At 68.2% G+C, this 18240-nt stretch carries 19 protein-coding genes; 9 read left to right on the forward strand and 10 right to left on the reverse strand.

Going from position 1 to position 18240, the window contains the following annotated elements:
- Positions 1-34: 34 nt before the first annotated feature.
- The 5 genes from EAH86_RS09695 to EAH86_RS09715 form a co-directional block, all read right to left on the reverse strand.
- Entirely contained in the window at positions 35-469 is a 435-nt protein-coding gene (locus tag EAH86_RS09695) for a DUF5615 family PIN-like protein (RefSeq protein ID WP_140739759.1), read from the reverse strand.
- Complete coding sequence (locus EAH86_RS09700) at positions 466-1098, reverse strand: DUF433 domain-containing protein (RefSeq protein WP_161988621.1); 633 nt, start codon at positions 1096-1098, stop codon at positions 466-468. Before EAH86_RS09700 ends, EAH86_RS09695 begins: the two co-directional genes overlap by 4 nt.
- A gap of 124 nt (positions 1099-1222) precedes the next feature.
- Positions 1223-1768, reverse strand: a complete 546-nt coding sequence (locus EAH86_RS09705; protein ID WP_140739765.1) for a hypothetical protein — start codon at positions 1766-1768, stop codon at positions 1223-1225.
- A 123-nt stretch (positions 1769-1891) separates the two neighbouring features.
- Complete coding sequence (locus EAH86_RS09710) at positions 1892-3373, reverse strand: hypothetical protein (protein WP_140739768.1); 1482 nt, start codon at positions 3371-3373, stop codon at positions 1892-1894.
- A complete protein-coding gene (locus tag EAH86_RS09715; protein WP_140739771.1) occupies positions 3370-3888 on the reverse strand; it encodes a hypothetical protein in 519 nt (172 codons plus the stop codon). Before EAH86_RS09715 ends, EAH86_RS09710 begins: the two co-directional genes overlap by 4 nt.
- Before the next feature lie 581 nt (positions 3889-4469).
- Here EAH86_RS09715 and EAH86_RS09720 point away from each other — a divergent pair.
- The 5 genes from EAH86_RS09720 (at position 4470) to EAH86_RS09740 (ending at position 9436) form a co-directional block, all read left to right on the forward strand.
- A complete protein-coding gene (locus EAH86_RS09720; protein WP_140739775.1) occupies positions 4470-5048 on the forward strand; it encodes a hypothetical protein in 579 nt (192 codons plus the stop codon).
- Complete coding sequence (locus tag EAH86_RS09725) at positions 5048-6658, forward strand: DDE-type integrase/transposase/recombinase (protein ID WP_140739778.1); 1611 nt, start codon at positions 5048-5050, stop codon at positions 6656-6658. The genes EAH86_RS09720 and EAH86_RS09725 overlap by 1 nt, the downstream gene beginning before the upstream one ends.
- 77 nt (positions 6659-6735) lie before the next feature.
- Positions 6736-7536 (forward strand): ATP-binding protein, encoded by an 801-nt coding sequence (locus EAH86_RS09730; protein WP_140739781.1) that lies wholly within the window; start codon positions 6736-6738, stop codon positions 7534-7536.
- Complete coding sequence (locus EAH86_RS09735; protein WP_140739784.1) at positions 7533-8732, forward strand: hypothetical protein; 1200 nt, start codon at positions 7533-7535, stop codon at positions 8730-8732. The genes EAH86_RS09730 and EAH86_RS09735 overlap by 4 nt, the downstream gene beginning before the upstream one ends.
- The gene (locus EAH86_RS09740; protein WP_140739787.1) at positions 8729-9436 is read left to right on the forward strand and encodes a helix-turn-helix domain-containing protein; all 708 of its coding nucleotides are present in this window, start codon (positions 8729-8731) and stop codon (positions 9434-9436) included. Before EAH86_RS09735 ends, EAH86_RS09740 begins: the two co-directional genes overlap by 4 nt.
- Before the next feature lie 71 nt (positions 9437-9507).
- Here EAH86_RS09740 and EAH86_RS09745 read toward each other — a convergent pair whose 3' ends face one another.
- Together EAH86_RS09745 and dnaB are read right to left on the reverse strand one after the other, a co-directional pair.
- Positions 9508-9795 carry a hypothetical protein gene (locus tag EAH86_RS09745; protein WP_140739790.1) on the reverse strand — a complete coding sequence of 96 codons (288 nt, stop codon included), beginning with the start codon at positions 9793-9795 and terminating at the stop codon, positions 9508-9510.
- Positions 9796-10409: 614 nt separating this feature from the next.
- The gene (gene dnaB, locus EAH86_RS09750) at positions 10410-11777 is read right to left on the reverse strand and encodes a replicative DNA helicase (protein WP_241668305.1); all 1368 of its coding nucleotides are present in this window, start codon (positions 11775-11777) and stop codon (positions 10410-10412) included.
- A gap of 394 nt (positions 11778-12171) precedes the next feature.
- Between dnaB and EAH86_RS09755 the strand changes: the two genes are divergently transcribed.
- The 3 genes from EAH86_RS09755 (at position 12172) to EAH86_RS09765 (ending at position 15025) form a co-directional block, all read left to right on the forward strand.
- Entirely contained in the window at positions 12172-12444 is a 273-nt protein-coding gene (locus EAH86_RS09755; RefSeq protein WP_140739796.1) for a DUF2277 domain-containing protein, read from the forward strand.
- Positions 12445-12576: 132 nt separating this feature from the next.
- Positions 12577-13419, forward strand: a complete 843-nt coding sequence (locus EAH86_RS09760; RefSeq protein ID WP_140739798.1) for a hypothetical protein — start codon at positions 12577-12579, stop codon at positions 13417-13419.
- A 67-nt stretch (positions 13420-13486) separates the two neighbouring features.
- Positions 13487-15025: a DHA2 family efflux MFS transporter permease subunit gene (locus EAH86_RS09765; RefSeq protein WP_140739801.1), complete on the forward strand. Its 1539-nt coding sequence runs from the start codon at positions 13487-13489 to the stop codon at positions 15023-15025.
- A gap of 106 nt (positions 15026-15131) precedes the next feature.
- On the opposite strand, the gene EAH86_RS09770 is transcribed toward EAH86_RS09765, so the two are convergent.
- Positions 15132-15479, reverse strand: coding sequence for a hypothetical protein (locus tag EAH86_RS09770; protein WP_140739806.1), 348 nt, complete (start codon positions 15477-15479; stop codon positions 15132-15134).
- A 70-nt stretch (positions 15480-15549) separates the two neighbouring features.
- Between EAH86_RS09770 and EAH86_RS09775 the strand changes: the two genes are divergently transcribed.
- Positions 15550-16239, forward strand: coding sequence for a DNA alkylation repair protein (locus EAH86_RS09775; protein WP_140739808.1), 690 nt, complete (start codon positions 15550-15552; stop codon positions 16237-16239).
- Here EAH86_RS09775 and EAH86_RS09780 read toward each other — a convergent pair.
- Together EAH86_RS09780 and EAH86_RS09785 are read right to left on the reverse strand one after the other, a co-directional pair.
- Positions 16226-17434: an MFS transporter gene (locus EAH86_RS09780; protein ID WP_140739811.1), complete on the reverse strand. Its 1209-nt coding sequence runs from the start codon at positions 17432-17434 to the stop codon at positions 16226-16228. The two genes, EAH86_RS09775 and EAH86_RS09780, sit on opposite strands and share 14 nt — an antisense overlap.
- Complete coding sequence (locus EAH86_RS09785; RefSeq protein ID WP_140739814.1) at positions 17427-18239, reverse strand: PIG-L family deacetylase; 813 nt, start codon at positions 18237-18239, stop codon at positions 17427-17429. The genes EAH86_RS09780 and EAH86_RS09785 overlap by 8 nt, the downstream gene beginning before the upstream one ends.
- Position 18240: the final 1 nt, after the last annotated feature.

The following is an 18240-nucleotide window of genomic DNA, read 5'->3' on the forward strand; positions in this document are numbered from 1 at the left end:
CAGAGGGCCTTGCCAGGGCGCAGTCTGTGCGCCGTCACGTCCAGTAGGCGCTCGGGGGATCAACGGCCGGGTCGCTCACCTCGTACCGCCGACGACTGCTGTCGAGGCTGACGATCTTCACGATGCGCTGAGGCTGCACTTTGTCGAGTTCGGCAACGATCGGATGGATCGCAGCGCAAAGCGCTCCGGACGCTAGACCCAGTCCTTTGAGCCCAGCGGGCACCTCATAGGAGATGTGGTGCATGCCGGATCGCTTGATCGCGTCACACTCCGCAGGGACGTTGAACTGGCCTATGTTCTGGGTAACGAAGACACGAAAGCCGCGTCGGGCGGCGTCCCCGATCAGGGGAACGTCCTTCTTCCCCAGCCAGGCCAACTCGGACACGTGCTTCACCTCGTGGCCCCTCAGGAGGTGCGCGACGAGGCGGATGACCGGTTGTGGGACGTCCTCGTCGAGCAGGACCTTCATGCGCTCTGCGGCTCCGGGAGACCGACGAGTTCAGCCAGATCGAGGGCCCCTCGAATGCCGTCGCGGGTGACGCTCGGGTACAGGTCGATGATCTCGGCCGCTCCCAGTCCGTCCTGGGCGAGGCTGGCGATCGTGTCGTAGGGGATCCGCGTGCCCGCCACGACTGGGTAGCCGCCTCGTACCTCGTCGTCGATGGAGAGCCCTCTGGCAGGGGTACGCAGGTCTGGCACCTTCCGACCGTCCGCCGTGGTGAAGGCACGCAAGACCTCTTCCATCACCACGCGGATGCCCATGTGCCCAGGACGCTCGACCGTGTCGATGTAGTCCCCGTCCTCGGTGAGCCACACGATGGTTGGTCCTGCCGACTTCAACTGATGGGAGGCCAGGTGCAGGTCCGGCGCTACCTGATGCAGGTGGGCGACCGATCGACGCACGCGTTGCAGGGATGTCTCCTTGCGCAGGCGGACGCATATCCGCAGGGCAACGACGTCCCGGTAGGAGTACAAAGCGCGCGGAGAGGTCCCGTACTCCGGGGTCAGGAGAGGACCGGTACCGGTGTCGCGTCGCCAGTAGGCGAGTTGTCGCACGGTGGCGCCGCTGAGCGCCGCCGCCAGCCGAGTCGTGTACATGCTGTCCTCCTCCCGTTGCGTCGGAGTATGCCCGCTCCCGCCGCTCCCACCTGTCATTTTCGGCCGATGCGCGCCTATTCGATACCTCAGAGGCTCGCTGGCTGCCGGGGACCCACCCCTTCGTCTACCAGTCATCGACGACCAGGCGCGCCGCGCTCAGGACTTCGTCGGGGTCGTGCTGGATAACCAGGGCCGGGATGTCGCCGCCAGTCGAACCCTGACGAGAGATGAACCAGAGGCTCGTGGATACGTCGTCCCAGGCTGCGTCGCGGAACACCGTCAGGACGTCACTGAACCCGGGCCACAACTCTCGGGCGTCGTTGAACTGGAACCTGGGGTAGGTCAGCCTGCCGTCGACCGGGATGGCGAGGTACCTGTCGAGCCGGAAGTGATGCCCGGTCCCCAGTTCGGGGAGGTTGAGCAGCCCCCAGTCGCGCCGGATGACGTCGATGGCATCCCGGAGCACCTGATTGCGGTGCCCGGCCGCATGCTCGGGCGGGACGTTGACCCACAACGGTTCGACTCGGACGGAGAATCCCTGGGGGTCGTGCGGCTCAACGACCCCGCGCTCGGCACGGACCTCGATCGAGCGTTGCTCGGCCGCGTCGCGGACCACGAACATGCCCTTCAGGAACTGCTTGTCCCAGACCAGCCACACCACATCAAGCACGACTACCTCCCCTTTTCGGGAGGCCCCTCGGTCGACCCGGCCTCGTGCTCGGACGTTATGTGCCAGCACCGACAAGGGCCACCGGTACCTGCCCGCGAGGCAGAGGGCAGGGCCGCAGTCCACCTACACCGGTGGGGAAGAGGCTTCTCCGATGAGCCACGCGTCGACCTTCGCGGCGGTGATCACACCGGCCTGGCCTCGGAGCCAGGCGCGGATGGCACCGCGGTGTTCCGGGTTCTCCTGGGCGTCGCGGACCAGCGCGAACAGGGCGCGGGTGTCGAGAACCAGCCCGTTGTCGGCGGCGAACACCTCAATGACATCGTCGCGTCCGTGCAGCGGCTCGGGCCGGGTGGACGGGTCTTGGCGCACCATGTGGTTGGCGATGTACCAGCGGGCGGTCGGGAAGTCGCCGGTTTCCTTGATGAAGAAGCCCGCCCACCGGCTCAGGCTCTGCATGCCGACCTCGCTGACGCCCTTGGTGAAGCCCTTGGCCTCGCCGAGGGCGATCCAGCCGGGAGCGTCCGGGTCGGTGATCCGGTAGTCCTCCTTGAACTTCCCCGGCTCGGCTTCACGGTCCATCTCCCTGACCTCGAACCCGATGACCGTCAGCGCCTTCGCGACAGCCTCTTCGAGGGGCGTGCCCTGCTCGGTGAGCAGGGCACGTTCGAACGCGTTCGCGCGCGCCTTCGCCTCGTCAAGGGCATCACGGTGTTCCTGACGCTGCGCCAGGAGCCGGGCGACATCGGCCTTCAACGTCTGCTCGAACTGGTCGAGATCGGCTCGCAGCCGGACCTCCTCGGCCGAGCGCCACTGGTCCGCGTCGTGCCAGTCCGGCAGGGCCGGAAAACGTTCGGGGTCTACGTCGTGCCACTCACGAAGGGCGGCCACGATCCACGGCAGAAGGTCCGGCAGGTCGCTGGGCAATACCCACACACTGGCCTTGTCGCTGCGTTCGTAACTCCCCGCCAGGATCAGGTCGTCGGGGCCGAGCAGGAACGGACGGACGGGAACGTCGCCCGCCTTGAAGCCCGGACCGCTGCGCGGTTCCAGGCCGAAGTGGTCCTCGCGTCGCTTCGCGGCGGGAACAAGGTGCTGCTTCACGAGGTCCTCAAGCGTGTCGCTCAGTCCCTTGACCTCGGTCAGGTGTCGACCCACGACGCGCGTACTTGTCATCAGGGCGTAGTCCGGCATGGCCTTTCTGGTTGCGCTCGGCGGCCAGCACTCGACGACCTTGCCGCCGTCCCATGCTGTCTGCACGAGCACGATTGACAGGTGAGAGTTGAACTCTTGGCGCCACTTCCACTCCGTGATGTCTGGTGTCTGCCGCCCGTCCCCTTTCTTGGGTGCCTGCGCGATGGTGGCGGGGTACTCGACGGTGAGGATGCAGTCCCACTCCTTGAGGTTGGCATCCGCCACGTGTCCGACATGCCCGACGGTGGGGAGGATCTCCCCCAGTCGACCCGCGAGTTCCTTGAACGCGGCACCGATCAGTAGTACACGCGGTCGTTGCTGCTCCGTGAGGGTCCGGCCTCGCTCGACCCGGTTCACGCCCTTCGCGACGGCGTTCGACTCTTCTGCCTGCGTCTGGTGACCGTCAGAGTTCATGACTTGGCTCCATCGGTGGGAGGGCGTAGACCCGAAGCCTTGGGCCACAGTGCGTGTCGCAAGGTGAGGTTGAGGTTCTCCACCTGTTCGAGGACCTCGCCCAGGACCTGGTGGTAGTGCTGGCCGTTGCGGGCGTCGTAGGCCCTGGTCGCCAGGGATGAGTGTTCGGCCAGCGCGGAGAGCGCCCCTCCGAACTCGTCGCGCAGGGCCCGGACTGTGCGCGCGTCAAGGATGAGGGAACCGTCCTTGCCGTAGATGAAGCCCGGCCCGATCCAGTGTTCCGCGCTGAGGATGGCGCTCTTGGCTCCCTGCGCATCGACCTGTTTCGCATCGCGAGCCCTGGCCGCGGCCTTGTCGGCGTCGGTCTTGCACGGGCCGCAGTACGGGCTCTTGCCACGGCTCGCTGGAATCAGGACGTAGCACTTGCAGCAACGCCTGCTGCCGTCCTGCCCCAGGGCTGCCTTTCCCGGGAGCCCACCCGCCTTCGGGATGACTCCGGGGTAGGCGATCACCATTCCGTCCGCGGCTACGCGGCGCGGTTTTGCCGCCCTGGACCCGCCTTGTCTCATCGGTTGCATCGGTTGTGCGCCTGTGTCCCCTGGGTGCCGAGGGCCGTCCGATCCCGTCCCAAACGACCGATTCGCGAGTCTGGCATACCTTCTGTCAATCTGCCCGGGTTTCGGGTCATCGGTCTCATCGGTGATCCGGGCGCCCTGTCCGGTCGACCGATTCCATGTTCGTGATCAACACCGAGCGCAGCGGCCGCACCAGCCGCACCGAGAAGGCCGAGACGGGCCTGGCAGTCGTCCTGCCGTTCCGTCCAAAACGAGCAACCGATGACACCGATGACCGCTGTCGGACGGTGCCTGTATTCATGTCGACCACAGGACGGGAGCCCTACCCGGACCGTGCAACCGATGTAACCGATGATCAGTCGGCTCTCATCGGTTCCCGGACGGTTGGGCAGGTCGTCCCGGCGTCACGGATCGAAGCACTCAGGGTCGAGCGTTCCGAGGCGCCGGGGACCACCCCGGCCAGCAAGTCCACGGGAGTCTCGACGGGTCGAGGCGGGCGCTCCCCCTACCTGGGGGTAATTGTGAAGTCCTCGACCCGCAAGGTCCCGCTCACTGGCAACGCCAACAGTGACCGGGGCGTCCTGACGCACACGTTGATCGCCACGCACGCACCGCGGCTCGCGCTGGGTGAGTCCGTCGATGACTTGGTGCCTTCCATGGTCCAGTTCGCGTTCGGGCTGGTTCAGACCCACCCGAACGGCAGCCGGGTGATCGCGGCCGAGACCGTAGGGATGGCGCGGCGCTACCTGGCCGACCTGACTCCCGGCGACCCGTGGCGTCTGCTCGGTGTGGAGTACGAGACCGGCGAGGGCCCGGTCGACCTGGCGTGGGTCAACGATGCTGACGGTCGGGTCTTCTTCGACGAGATCAAGACGTCCCGCGTGGCAGCGGGCCGGGTCGCCGCCTCGTGGCTGCAGCAGTGCGGCCGGTACACCGAGGCCGGGGTGGAGCGGTTCGGCGACGCCTTCGCCGGGACCCGGCTGTTGACCGTGGCTCAGATGGACTTCGCCCGCCACATGTCCGGGGATCTCCGGGTCACGCCGATCAAGCCGACTCGGGACGACCCGTTCGCTGCCACCTCGATTGGAGGGAGGCGCTGATGGCCGCCACTGTGGTGAAGGGGTCGCCCGTCGAGGCGGCAGTGCTGACCCGACTGTTGGAACTTCGGGACTCGAACGGGGAGGTCTCGGCCGCTGATGTTCGCACGGCCGCGGCCGCGCTCGGCAAGTCCGAGCGCACCGTCTGGCGCATGGTCAAGCGCGGCTATGTCCGCAAGGAGCGCCAGCGCTGGCTACCGGATGAGACGGTCGCCGACTTGATGCACAGGAACCGTGGATGCGTCGCGCTGGTTCGCGCCGAGATGGTGAAGGACAAGTGCGCGCCACCGGTCAGCGTTCGCACCATGCAGCGGACCGTCGCTGCCAGGTACGACCAGCACCAGTTGGCCAACATGCGCGGTGGCTACCAGGCCATGGCCGCGACCCTGCCCGTGCAGCGTCGCGACATCACGGGTCGCAACCAGGAGTGGGCCATCGACCACACGATCCTGCCCGTCTTCGTCCTCACGGCTGACGGGTCCTGGTGCAAGCCGTGGATGACGACCGTGCTGGACGCCGGGACCCGCATGGTCCTATCGGTCACGATCAGCCCGAACGACATCACCCTCGAAGACGTCGTGGAGAACGTGGCCCTCGCAGCGGAGGGGTTCACCACCGAGGACGGCATCTTCGTGGGCGGCAAGCCGGACGCGATCATGTCCGACCGCGGCGGCGACCTTGTCACCGAAGCGATGACGACCCAACTGGTAGCCCTGGGGATTCAACGCCGGTTCACCGAGGCGTACACACCGCACCAGAACGGCCGGATTGAGCGTTGGCACGGCACGATCAAGCGCGAGGTGTGCCCGCGACTGCCGGGGTATGACCGGTCCGACATGACGGCGCGCGACCCACGCAAGGCCGCCAAGCCCCTCATCGACCCGCGAATGCTCATGCCGATCGAGACGTTGCAGCACCTCGTCCTGGAAGAGATCGCCGCTTACAACTTCGAGCGCGGTCACTCTGCCCTCCCAGCCGGATGCACCCCGTACGAGGCGTGGGTCACCGACCCCACCGACGTGGAGAAGGTCGACCCGGCAGCCATCCGCGCGGCGATGACCCAGTCAAAGCGGGTCAAGGTCACCCGCGGTCAGGTCCGCTGGGACAACCGTCACTACGACCTGCCGCACGGCGCGGCCACGATCGCCACTCCGTTCGCACAGACGTGGCGGGAGATCCTCGCGAACAAGTACGTGATCATCCGCTACCTACCGACACGGCCCGAGTTCGTCGAGATCGAGACGGAGCAGGGTCAGCACGTCGGTCGGGCGCTTTGGACCGAACTCCTGACCGCGGACGATGCAGCCAAGACCCTGGGTCACCGCAAGAAGGCCGTCCAGGGAGCGCGCACGTCTATGGAGGACCGGGCCAAGTCGGAGGCGCGGTCAGTGCAAGCCATGGCTGCACGCGCCGCTGAGATCGCCGAGGTCGAGCACGACGACGAGACGGTCGACTTCGGCCCACGGCACGACCACAAGCCGGTGAAGAAGCGGCCAGAGACCGCCAAGGCCGCAGCGAAGAAGGCGCAGGCAAAGAAGCGCCGGGACACCACCACTGCGGCAGTGAGCGAGGTGGTTCTCGCCAAGACCGGCACCGACGACCTCGGCTTCTAACGCTCATCCACCAGCACCTGCTACCTCCCGCTTCACCCAGCCAACACACCCACCACACCCAGAGAAGGGCGCCTCCGATGCGCAACAGCAAGACAGCCCCCGCCAGTGCCACCGTCAAGGCAGGGAACCTGCCCGTCACGCCAGAGAACGTCGGCCAGACCTCCACCCTGCAGCGGGCCATGCTCGCGTTCAGGATCATGGACGCCGAAAGCGACATCTCCTGCTTCGACGGGCCCGCGGGAACCGGCAAGACCACCGCGTCCTCGCTCGCCGCCTCCCAGTCCAACCGGACCTGGCGGTACTGCACCCTGCCACTGCGCGGCAACCCGCGCGACATCACCGCCACCGTCTTCGAAGCCGTGACCGGACGGGCGGCTCGCGGGACGGAACGTGAGATGCGGGCCGCTCTCGTCGACCGGCTCCGCGACGGAACTATCGGGATCATCGCCGATGAAGTCCACCACGTGGGCCTGCCCGGCGCGCAGCAACTTCGCCACCTGTGGGACGCGTGCGCCGTCCTCGGCGAGCCGTTCCCGCTCCTTCTAATCGGCTGCGGCGTCCGGGTCGAACTCGCCCGCGCCGACGAAGTTCGCACCCGCGTCGCCCGGTGGGTCGACTTCGACCTGATCACGGACGACGAAGACGTGGTCGCGCTGGCTGGCGCGCTCCACCCCCGGTTGGCGGCCACCAGCGAGAAGATCCTCGTCGGCATCAACGAACGCGTAGCCCGCCGCTCGGTCCGCACCTGGTCCCAGATCGGCAAGCACATCGCCTACCTGCCCACCACCGTCGTAGGAGCCAAGAAGCCCGAACCGATCACGGCCGCAGACGTCCACACACTGCGTGACCTGCTCGGCATCGAAGGAATCGCAGCATGACCATCCTCGTCACCGAGCCGCCCGTCGGCACAATTCCGCACCTCAGCGTCGCGGGACGCTTCCACATCGACAACGGCAGTCTCGCCGTCAACCTGCCGCCGGACGTCCGCCGGATCGGCATCATCGCCCTGACCATCCTCGAAACGATGGGCAAAGACCTGCGCGTCACTGGCGGCAACGCCGTCCGCAACGAGGAACACATCAAGTACGCGCCGATCTGGGTCGCAGCGCACGGCCTGGACCGCATTGCCGTCCTCAACGGACAACGCGTCACCGCCGCCATGGCCGGACACCTACGCACCCTGTTCGGGCAACACGCCCAGATCATTGCCGTCTGCGAATCAGGGACCAGCCGCCGCACCCTGCGGCTGCTGAAACGTGACGGCGCAGCAGCCACAACCCTCGACTGGGACGACTTTCTCACCAGCAACCCCGTGCGCCAGCAACAAGCGCCTACCGAAGCCCCCACGGACGGGTACACCCTCGACGACCTGCCCCACGTCGACTTCCTCGTCTTCCGGCACACCGCCCAAACCATCACCACCCCCGCCATGTTCGCCACCATCGACAAGGACTACACAACGGCGTTCAAGGCAGCCACGCAGATCGAACCCAACCTCGAAACGGTCTTGGACGATATTGCCCGCATCACCTGGAACGCTCACAGCACCGCCTCCATCCTCGTCACTGTCAAAGCCTTCCAAGCGGCCCTGTTCCGCCGCGGCTGGCTCCTACGTGCACGAGCAGACCAACTCCTGGGCACCCTCTGCTCTGTACGTCACCCCCGAGCAACAGACCGCGACTGGAAGGCGCTTCGGGCGTACATCCGTCCCGAACGGTCGGCCACGGCAGCCCTCTTCCTGCTCAACGTCCCCGCCGCCGACATCCCCACCCTCACCCTTAAGGAGGTCGAGAACGCCCTAACCGACGGAGCCCTCCGTGGCGCACCCATCCCCGAAGCAGCCCGGCCGCTCCTGATTGCCGAAGCATTGCGCCGCCACGCCGAGAACCAGTCCCCGGATGGGCCGTTCCTGACCCTGCCGCCCGGCAACCCGCGACGACACCTGGAGTTCATCATCGACGCCCGCCGCGACCTCGGCCTGCCCATCGACGGCCGCACTATCCGCACCGAGAACGACACCCACCGCACCCGCACCCTCTACAACCTCGGCCTAGACCTCGGGAGTCTCACATGACCACGTGCCAGTTCGACGACACCAAGATCCGCAACGCCATCCAGACCAGCGGCATGAGCCTCAATGAGATCTCGTTCCGCGTCCTCATGCCCGCCAAGACGCTCCAACACATCGCTGACGGCAAAGCCGAACCCATCGACATCCGCATCGACACCCTCGCTCGCCTCGGCGACGCACTCGGCCTGCCGCTACGGTCCCTGTTCGCCCAACCCGAACCCGTACCCGAGCCGGAAACTCGCGGGGCCAGCCCCCAGCCAGGACACGACGCAGCCACCGTCATCGGAGCCCTTTACGACCGCGGCAGCACCCCCACCGTCAGCCGCGACCTAGCCAAAGGCTTGCGCTGGGACCTACAACGCCTCAAAGCCGCTTGCGACGACGCCGAAACGCGTCTCGCGCCAGCGGGTCTTCGCATGGTTCGAACCCACGGCGAAGTGTCCATCGTGCCCACACACGACCAGACCGAGACCCGGGCCGCCGTCACCCAGGCCCTCGCCGAATCCACTGGCACCACCATCCCCGAAGACGCCTACCGCGCCGTGTACCAGGCCATGACCGGCCAAGCCATCCTCCCCGGCACCACGGGCTTCCGCCGTCGACTGCTCCTCGGCGCAGCAGCGAAACTCGGCATGCTCGACCTCAAACCACGCACGCCCGCTCTCAGCCAGGCCGCCAGGGACGCTTTCGTCGAAGATCCCCCATAGGCGTCAACCAGCCACGACGCCAACAGGGCCCCGCGCCGCACTAGGCGACGCGAGGCCCCACTGCGCAACGGCTAGATGTGATCCGACTCGATCACAACACGCCCACCGTCGCTGATCTGCTGAGCGAAGCGCGTCAACTCAGACCCAGTGATGTCGAGACCAGCCCGCTTCAACTCGCGCTGAAGAACGGACTTCACGACCTCGACCGGCTGACCACCGTGAGAGGCAAGGACGCGGTCAGCCGCGCGCGTGCCCTCTTTGGCCAATCCGTCGATGTGGCCCTGCGCCATGCGCATGACCTCGCGCTCCAAGTTGCGACCGAAGTTCTTGTCGAACTCGATCTCGAAGCCCTTGCCCATCTCAGGACTTGTGCTTCGTCTTGTCGGCGAGATTCCACGAAGTGCCCGGCCGGGACGTCGGCGGCAAAGGCTTGCCCTTCACTGCCGTGATCTCAGTCTTGCTACCCGGCTGCTTGTACTGCCCAGACACCGGTGCCGGAGTGCCCGGCTTGTTTCCTTTGGCCATGGTAAGGCTCCATCTCTGCCCTCAAAGAGGGTCAACAGGAGCACTAGATGACTGAGCAACGACTCCGTCACACTGCCGTGTCCCACTTGGAACACGGCGGTGTCACGGGTGTAAGTTAGGCGGCCTACGGCCAAGTAGACACCGAACCCCGATACTCAGTCCCTCGACTGGATGCCGGGGTTCTGTGCTCTTTAGCCATTCTACCTGTGCGAATGACACCTTTGTAAGTTGATGTCCCCGGGTACGCGATTTGCAGTCACAGCCCGTTGGCACTCCTGTGGATAAGCGACATGACCTGTCAGTACTGACACCTCGTGTCGCTTATCCACAGGCCCACTGACAAATCGTGTCGCTGGTACTGACATTTTCGTGTCGTCCCTACTGACACCTCGTGTCGTTTCCACTGACACTTTGGTGTCGTTTCACATTGCTTCACCCACCGAGCGGCTCAGAAGCCGTCGCGGGCCATGTTGGCGAAGCGGGAGTAGTGGCCCTGGAAGGCCAGCACGATGTCCTTGGTCGGACCGTTGCGGTGCTTGGCCACGATCACGTCGGCCTCCCCCTCGCGACCCGGGTCGGCCTTGTCGCGGTGCAGCAGGATGACCATGTCGGCGTCCTGCTCGATCGATCCCGACTCACGCAGGTCGGACATCTGCGGGCGCTTGTCGGTGCGCTGCTCGGGGCCACGGTTCAGCTGGCTGATCGCGATGACCGGGACCTCGAGCTCCTTGGCGAGCAGCTTGAGCGCACGGGAGAACTCCGAGACCTCCTGCTGGCGTGACTCGACCTTCTTGCCCGAGCTCATCAGCTGGAGGTAGTCGATGACGACCAGCTTGAGGTTGTGCTGCTGCTTGAGCCGGCGGCACTTCGCCCGGATCTCCATCAGCGACATGTTGGGCGAATCGTCAATGAACAGGGGCGAATCGGAGATCTGGCCCATGATGCGGGCGAGCTTCTTCCAGCCAGCGTCACCGATGGTGCCCTTGCGCAGGTCCTGCAGCTGGATCTGGGCCTCGGCCGAGAGCACACGCATGGTGATCTCGGACCGGCTCATCTCGAGCGAGAAGACGGCGGTGGCCATCTTGTGCTTGATGGCGGCCGACCGGGCGATGTCCAGACCCATCGTCGACTTGCCGACGGCCGGACGAGCGGCGAGGACGATCATCTGGCCGGGGTGCAGCCCGTGGGTCAGCTCGTCGAGCTCGATGAAGCCGGTGGGCACCCCGATCATCTCGCTTGCGTCGCGACCGGAGGCGACCTCGATCTCGTTGAGCGTCTCCTCGAGGATGTCGCCGAGCGCGAAGTAGTCCTCACCGCCGCGTTTGTCGGCGACGGCGTAGACCTCGGCCTGGGCGGCGTTGACGATGTCCTCGATGTCGCCGTTGCCCTGCTGGTAGCCGAGCTGCACGATGCGCGTGCCCGCCTCGACCAGACGACGCAGCACCGCCCGCTCGCTGACGATCTCGGCGTAGTAGCCGGCATTGGCCGCAGTCGGAACCGCCTGGATGAGGGTGTGCAGGTAGGCCTGCCCGCCGATCCGCTGCAGGTCGCCGCGCTTGGACAGCTCGTCCGACACGGTGATCGCGTCGGCCGGCTCGCCGCGGGCGTAGAGGTCGAGGATCGCGTCGTAGATGAGTTCGTGGGCCGGCCGGTAGAAGTCGGTGCCGCGCAGTCCCTCGACGCAGTCGGCGATCGCGTCCTTGGACAGCAGCATGCCGCCGAGCACGGACTGTTCGGCGTGCAGGTCCTGCGGGGGAACGCGCTCGTCGCTCGGCGGCGGCCCGTCGCCACCAGAGCCGAACGCGCTCGTGCTCAACTCCGCAAGAGACACCCGAGCAACTCCCTGTCACATCACTTCAACGGCCACCGGCGAGTTTCACCTGTGTGATTCGAGTAGACCAGTCCGCACCGACAACCCGCGCCAGCGACACCAGAACCCTTGATCCGGCACAACGTATGGCCGTGCGACCAACACCTCAAACCAGCCCTGTGGACAGGCTGGGGACAAGCTGTGCGCAACGCCCGGACTGCTTGTGCACAGTCGGGGGATAACCCTGTGGATTTCGCGACGGACCGTCCCGCCACAGGGCGCTGACCTGCGGTTTTGTGATCCACCGGGTGTGGACCCACGAAACTTTCGGGCGTGTCCATGCTGTGGCTCATCCACCTGACCCGCGACACACCCGACCACCTCGTCGTAGCCTGACGGTATGTGCCGAAACATCCGCCAGCTGCACAACTTCGAGCCCGCCGCCACGTCGGACGAGGTCCGTGCCGCAGCCCTCCAGTACGTCCGCAAGGTCAGCGGCAGCACCAAGCCCAGCGCCGCCAACCAGGCCGCCTTCGACGAGGCCGTGGCCGAGGTCGCCCACGCGACCCAGCACCTGCTCGAGCACCTCACCACGGCCGCGCCTCCCAAGGACCGCGAGACCGAGGCCACCAAGGCCAGGGCCCGCGCCCAGGCGCGGTACGGCGCCGCCTGACCCACGCGGCATACCCACGACTGGGTATGCCGGGCGCCCGCCTCCGCGGCGAAGACACCACTCCGCGGTGCGGGAGGCGAGGGGCTGTGGATATCCGCGCGTACGTCGCGGCAGCGCTGCCATCGTGAGGACATGACGCCCTCACCGACCTCCTCCCCGATGCCATCGCGCACCCCCAGCGAGGGCGACGGATCCTCAGTCGGAGCCCAGGGCTGGTCGAGCCGCTGGCGAGACGACGACGTTGACGACGACGTTGCGGCGCCGGCACCGACCCAGGGACGGCGACCGCGGATCACCCACTTGGTGCTCGTGGACGGGCTTCCGGCAGACCACTGGGTCGAGGACGGCAGCGACGGTGGGTGGCAGTCCCGGCACCGACGTCGCGGCGGCCCTGCCCTGTCCACCGAGCACGACGACCGCGAGCGCGAGCTGCGTTGGCTGGACTGCCTCGTCGGTGGACGCGAGGCACTGCTCGCCCTCGACGACCGGCCTCTCGTCACCGGACCGCTCGACCTCGGCGACGTCCCGCCAGACGTGCGGATGCGGGCGGAGGCGATCAGCCTGGAGTGCGACCGGCTGGCCGTCGAGGTGTTCGGGCTGGACGAGCTGGTGGCAGCCCTGCGCCGCCTGCTCGCCGCGGCCTTGACCGCCGACCCCGGGATGCTCCAGCGCAGCAACCGTGACGACACGGCGACGGGTGCCCTGGTGTGGGCGGCCGGGCAGGCCAACGGCCTGATCGGGCCGGAGGGCCACCTGCTGGCGCGCGAGCTGTGGCCGCGGCTGGGCATCCCCCCGTCGGCTGCCGGCCGGGGCGCTGCCCTGGTGCAGCGACTCGCACCGGGCAGCGACCAGCTGGTGGCACCGCCGGGCGCGCCACGGCTGAGAGCGACGGGAGTTCCCGGTGCCCTGCTCGGCACCACCCGCGCCCTGCTCGTGACCCGGCGCGACGAGGTCCTCGGCACCGGTTTGCGATGAGTTCTGGTGGGACCCGCGGTCTAAGTCCGTGAACCCAGCATCCACGGAGCACACCAGAGGACATCCCATGAGCGACACCACCTGCATCACCGAGCCGGAGCCCGCGGTGGCCCCCGCTCCCCCGCAGACCACCGAGCCGGCGACCGCAGTCGTCGGTCACCCCGAGGCAGCCGAAACCCCCAAGGTCAACGTCAACCTGGTCATGCGGATCCTCGTCCTGTCGACCTTCGTCGTCATCCTCAACGAGACGATCATGGTCAACGCGATTCCGCGGCTGATGCGCGAGTTCGCGGTTCCGGCGACGAGCGCCCAGTGGCTCTCCACCGCCTTCATGCTCACCATGGCGGTTGTCATCCCGGCCACGGGGTGGTTCCTCCAGCGGGTGACCACCCGGACGGCCTACGCCCTCGCCATGGGCTTGTTCCTCACCGGCACCACCATCGCGACGCTGGCACCCAGCTTCTCGGTCCTGCTCGTCGCCCGCGTCGTTCAGGCCAGCGGCACCGCCGTGATGATGCCCCTGCTCATGACGACGATGATGACCCTCGTACCGCCGCAGGACCGCGGCAAGGTGATGGGCAACGTCACCCTCGTCATGTCGGTGGCACCGGCGCTCGGGCCGGCCGTCTCGGGCGTGCTGCTCCAGCTCGGGTCGTGGCGGCTGATCTTCGCGGTGGTCCTTCCCATCGCCGGCGTCGTCGGCCTGCTCGGACTGCGCGAGCTGGTCAACATCGGCGAACCCCGCGCCACCCGCATCGACCTGCCCAGCGTCGTCCTGTCCGCGGTCGGCTTCGGTGCCCTCGTCTACGGCCTCAGCGGGCTCGGCGACGGCGGGCGCGCCAGCCACACCGTGCCGCCGGCCCTCGTCACCGCGGTCGGTGTGCTGTCACTCGCAGCGTTCGTCCGCCGCCAGATCACGCTGCAGCGGGGCGCCGGTCCGCTGCTCGACCTGCGCACCCTGACCTTCGGGCCGTTCGCGATCTCCCTCGGCCTGATGTGCCTGGCCTTCATGGCGATGATGGGCGCGATGATCCTGCTGCCGCTCTACCTGCAGGACGTGCTCGGGCTCAGCACGCTGACGACCGGTCTGCTGCTCATGCCCGGTGGGCTGGTCATGGGTCTGCTCGGCCCGGTGGTGGGTCGGGCCTACGACAAGGTCGGCGCGACCCGGTTGGTCATCCCCGGCGCGGTCGTCATGGCGACCAGCCTGGCACTGTTCACCCGGGTCGGGCAGGACACGTCGCCGTGGCTGCTGCTGGTCAACCACATGTTCCTCATGGCCGCGCTGGCCCTGATCTTCACGCCGGTCTTCACCTCCGGCCTCTCGGTCCTGCCGCCGCACCTGTACGCCCACGGCAGCGCCGTCCTCGGGTCACTGCAGCAGGTCGCCGCCGCGGCCGGCACCGCGATCGTCGTCAGCGTGATGGCCGGCCGTGCCGCCTCGGCCGCCGCAGACGGAGCCACCCAGCTCGGCGCCCTGAGCACCGGCGTCCGGTGGGGCTTCGGGGTGGGCGCGGTCATCGCCGTTGCCGTCGTCGCCGTGTCCTTCGCGGTCCGTACCCCGGTGCTACCCGCCCACGAGGACGCACCGGCCACCCAGCACTGACCCAGTCACCACCAGCAGGGCACCACTTCTGGCCACCCATCACCCACCAGGTCCCGATCCACCGGCCTGGTGCGTGCTGGGTGGCCAGAAGTGCGTTCGTGACGGGTCAGGGAGTAGTCGCCGCCTGCTGCGCGGCCTCATGGCACTGCGTCACGCTGTCCGGTGACATCACGCCGCTCGGAGAGATCTTCTGGCGGGCCGCGACCGCACCGAGCAGGCGGCACATGTCGATCACGTCGTCCTGGGATGCCACGCCTGCGTACGACGAGTCCCCGCTGCCGTTGGTGCCGAGGCGCTGGACCACCTCGTCGGCGACGGACCCGGCCGAGAGACGGTCGCCACCGCAGGAAGCCAGCAGGATCAGCACCAGGACGACGTTCACCCACGTCGGCAACCTGACGATGGGTGGCTTGGGCGGGTCGGGCTGTGCTGCGACATGGAAAGGCTGTGACATCGGTTCCCCCTGGTGAGTGCGCGGGCGCAACGTGGCGACATTCTGACGTGGTGGACGGCATGCTGGCTCCGTGACACACCCCGTCGTCGATGCCGTCCGGGCCACGCTCGCGGGAGCCGGCGACCCCCAGCGCGCGGTAGCCCAGCAGGCCTACATGAAGTCGTCGATGCCCTACCGCGGTCTCACCTCACCCGAGCTCAAGGCGCTGCTGCGCCCGATCCTGGCCGACCCGGCATACCGGATCGCGGAGCGCGACGACTGGGAACGCGCGGTGCGCGACCTCTGGGACGGCGCCACCCACCGCGAGGAGAGGTATGCCGCAGCGGCCCTCACGGGGCACCGCGCCTATGTGGCGTGGCAGGACCCCGCGGTGGTCCCGCTGTACCGGCACCTCATCGTCACGGGCGCCTGGTGGGACCACGTGGACGAGCTCGCGAGCAACCGGATCGGCCCGATCCTGTTGTCACACAACGAGATCATCACGCCGATCGTCCGCGGCTGGGCGACCGAGGACGACCTGTGGCTGCGTCGCACAGCCATCATCAGCCAGCTGACCTTCAAGGAACAGACCGACCTCGCCCTGCTTCGTGAGGCCATCGAGCCGAACCTCGCGGACACCAGCTTCTGGATCCGCAAGGCCATTGGGTGGGCCCTGCGCCAGTACGCCCGCGCCGACCCGGACTGGGTGCGGGCGACGGTGACGGAGTACGGCGACCAGCTCAGCGGGCTGAGCCGGCGCGAGGCGCTCAAGCACCTCTGAGCACAGGACCCCCGCCGCCGCGGACCACCACCCGGGCGATCGCGAGTGCGACCAGCGTGGCAGCCGCGGCCACGAGGAACGCTGCACCGATCCGCCCCGCGTCGGCCAGCGATCCGGCCACCGCGGCACCGACCGACGAGCCGACGAGGAAGGCCGAGATCAGCCACGCGAACGCCTCGGTGGTGGTGCCGGGCGGGGCGAGCCGGTCGACGAGCTGGAAAACACAGGTCAGCACGGGCGGCAGCCCCAGCCCGCTGGCGACGGTGAGCAGCCCCATCACCCACGGCGTCGACGGCACCAGGGCCTGCGCGGCATACGTGACCACGAGGACCCCTAGCCCGAGCAGGAGGTCACGTCGCGGGTCGCGGTGTGGCGCGCGCGGGCTGTAGGCCACCCCGCCGATCAGCGCCCCGAGCGCGTTGGCCGCCACCAGCCACGGCGCCAGCCCGCGGTCGCCGACCGACTCGGCGTAGGCGACCAGCGCGACCGCCGGCACGCCGACGGTGAGCCCGACGAGCACGATGGCGGAGTAGAGCACGACGAGCCGACGCGAGCGCAGCGGGCCCAACCAGTGCCGGTCCTCGTGGACCGGCGGCGTCCAGGCCCGCGAGGCCCGCGACGCCACGAACCACAGCGTGCCGAGCAGCCCGACGACGGCCGCGGCCACCAGCCCACCCGAGGCGCCCCCGAGCTGGGCGAGCAGGACGGCCAGCGGGCCCAGCACGAAGATCAGCTCCTGGGCCGCCGCGTCGAGGGCGAACGCCGACGGCACCTGCCGCGGCGACAGCACCGACGGCCAGAGGGTCCGCAGGGCTGGCTCGAGGGGTGGCGTTGCCAGCCCGGCCACGAGGGCGATCGCGAGCGCGCCGCCCGACGGCACCCACGGCAGCACCGCGAGCGCCACCGACGAGACCACCCCACCGAGCACGAGGGATGAGCGCTGCCCGCGCACGTCCATCACCCGCGACAGCGCGGGCCCACCGAGGCAACAACCGAGTGAGTATGCCGCGGTCAGCAGACCGGCTCGCCCGAAGCCGCTGCCAGTGTCGCGGGCGAACAGCACCAGCGCCAGCGGCACCATGCCGTTGGGCAACCGGCCGACCAGGGCCGAGAAAAGCAGGCGCGCGACCTGCGGCAGCCGGAGCAGCCCGACGGGACTCAGCGAGCCCTCAGGTGCAGGAGCCGGTTCAGTCACCGAACGGCCAGCCGACCTGCATCTGCGGGTGCTGGGCCGTGTCGACGCCGGGCTCGATGTAGTGCTCACGACCGAAGAAGCTGGCGAAGAACTCGGGCGGCATCGCGAGCATCCCCTCGATGTCGGTGGCCTGGCTGCGGTGCGCTTCGAGGGAGGCGCGCCGCTGGGTCAGGTAGTCGCCGGTGTCGACCTGCCAGGTGATCTCGGCCTCGGGGGTGCCGAGTGGGTTGCCGTCGTCCATCGGGCTGTCCGGGTCGAAGGCCTGGTCACCGGCGCCGGCTGCCACCGCGGCCTGGAACACGCCTCGAACGATGTCGCGGTTCATCGTCGACTCGAGCAGCCTCGGTCGTCGGGCGGCCAGCTCGGCGGCGCGGTGCACGACCGGGTGGACCTTGACGTGGTCGGGGTGGCCGTAGCCGCCGTGCCAGTCGTAGCCGACCAGCACGTCGGCGTCCTCCTCGTCGAGGATCGCGACGAGCTTGGCTGCAGCCTCGTCGACGTCGGCCCCGTGGAAGGCGTTGTCGTGGGTGTTTTGCTCCCAGCCGCGCATGCCCGAGTCGGCGTAGCCCAGCCACGCGATCCGCTGGACCCCCAGGGCGTCGGCGCTCGCCTGGGCCTCGCGGCGACGCCAGTGCACCAGTGTCTCGCCCTCCGGCAGACCCGCCGCGGGGAGCTCTCCGTGGTCACCGTTCGTGGCGAAGACGGTGACGACGCGGTGGCCCTCGGCGACCGCGCGGGCCATCGCACCCGCGGTCTGCGAGGCCTCGTCGTCGGGGTGGGCGTGGAGGAAGACGATCGTGGACACC

The organism is Pedococcus bigeumensis (assembly GCF_006438965.1).
GTDB lineage: Bacteria > Actinomycetota > Actinomycetes > Actinomycetales > Dermatophilaceae > Pedococcus > Pedococcus bigeumensis_A.

What these genes read in the sequence shown, in the direction of transcription:
- EAH86_RS09695 (WP_140739759.1), bottom strand. Translation starts at nt 469, where the DNA reads ATGAAGGTCCTGCTCGACGAGGACGTCCCACAACCGGTCATCCGCCTC.
- EAH86_RS09700 (WP_161988621.1), bottom strand. Translation starts at nt 1,098, where the DNA reads ATGTACACGACTCGGCTGGCGGCGGCGCTCAGCGGCGCCACCGTGCGA.
- EAH86_RS09710 (WP_140739768.1), bottom strand. Translation starts at nt 3,373, where the DNA reads ATGAACTCTGACGGTCACCAGACGCAGGCAGAAGAGTCGAACGCCGTC.
- EAH86_RS09715 (WP_140739771.1), bottom strand. Translation starts at nt 3,888, where the DNA reads ATGGTGATCGCCTACCCCGGAGTCATCCCGAAGGCGGGTGGGCTCCCG.
- EAH86_RS09725 (WP_140739778.1), top strand. Translation starts at nt 5,048, where the DNA reads ATGGCCGCCACTGTGGTGAAGGGGTCGCCCGTCGAGGCGGCAGTGCTG.
- EAH86_RS09730 (WP_140739781.1), top strand. Translation starts at nt 6,736, where the DNA reads ATGCGCAACAGCAAGACAGCCCCCGCCAGTGCCACCGTCAAGGCAGGG.
- EAH86_RS09735 (WP_140739784.1), top strand. Translation starts at nt 7,533, where the DNA reads ATGACCATCCTCGTCACCGAGCCGCCCGTCGGCACAATTCCGCACCTC.
- EAH86_RS09740 (WP_140739787.1), top strand. Translation starts at nt 8,729, where the DNA reads ATGACCACGTGCCAGTTCGACGACACCAAGATCCGCAACGCCATCCAG.
- EAH86_RS09745 (WP_140739790.1), bottom strand. Translation starts at nt 9,795, where the DNA reads ATGGGCAAGGGCTTCGAGATCGAGTTCGACAAGAACTTCGGTCGCAAC.
- EAH86_RS09755 (WP_140739796.1), top strand. Translation starts at nt 12,172, where the DNA reads ATGTGCCGAAACATCCGCCAGCTGCACAACTTCGAGCCCGCCGCCACG.
- EAH86_RS09760 (WP_140739798.1), top strand. Translation starts at nt 12,577, where the DNA reads ATGACGCCCTCACCGACCTCCTCCCCGATGCCATCGCGCACCCCCAGC.
- EAH86_RS09765 (WP_140739801.1), top strand. Translation starts at nt 13,487, where the DNA reads ATGAGCGACACCACCTGCATCACCGAGCCGGAGCCCGCGGTGGCCCCC.
- EAH86_RS09770 (WP_140739806.1), bottom strand. Translation starts at nt 15,479, where the DNA reads ATGTCACAGCCTTTCCATGTCGCAGCACAGCCCGACCCGCCCAAGCCA.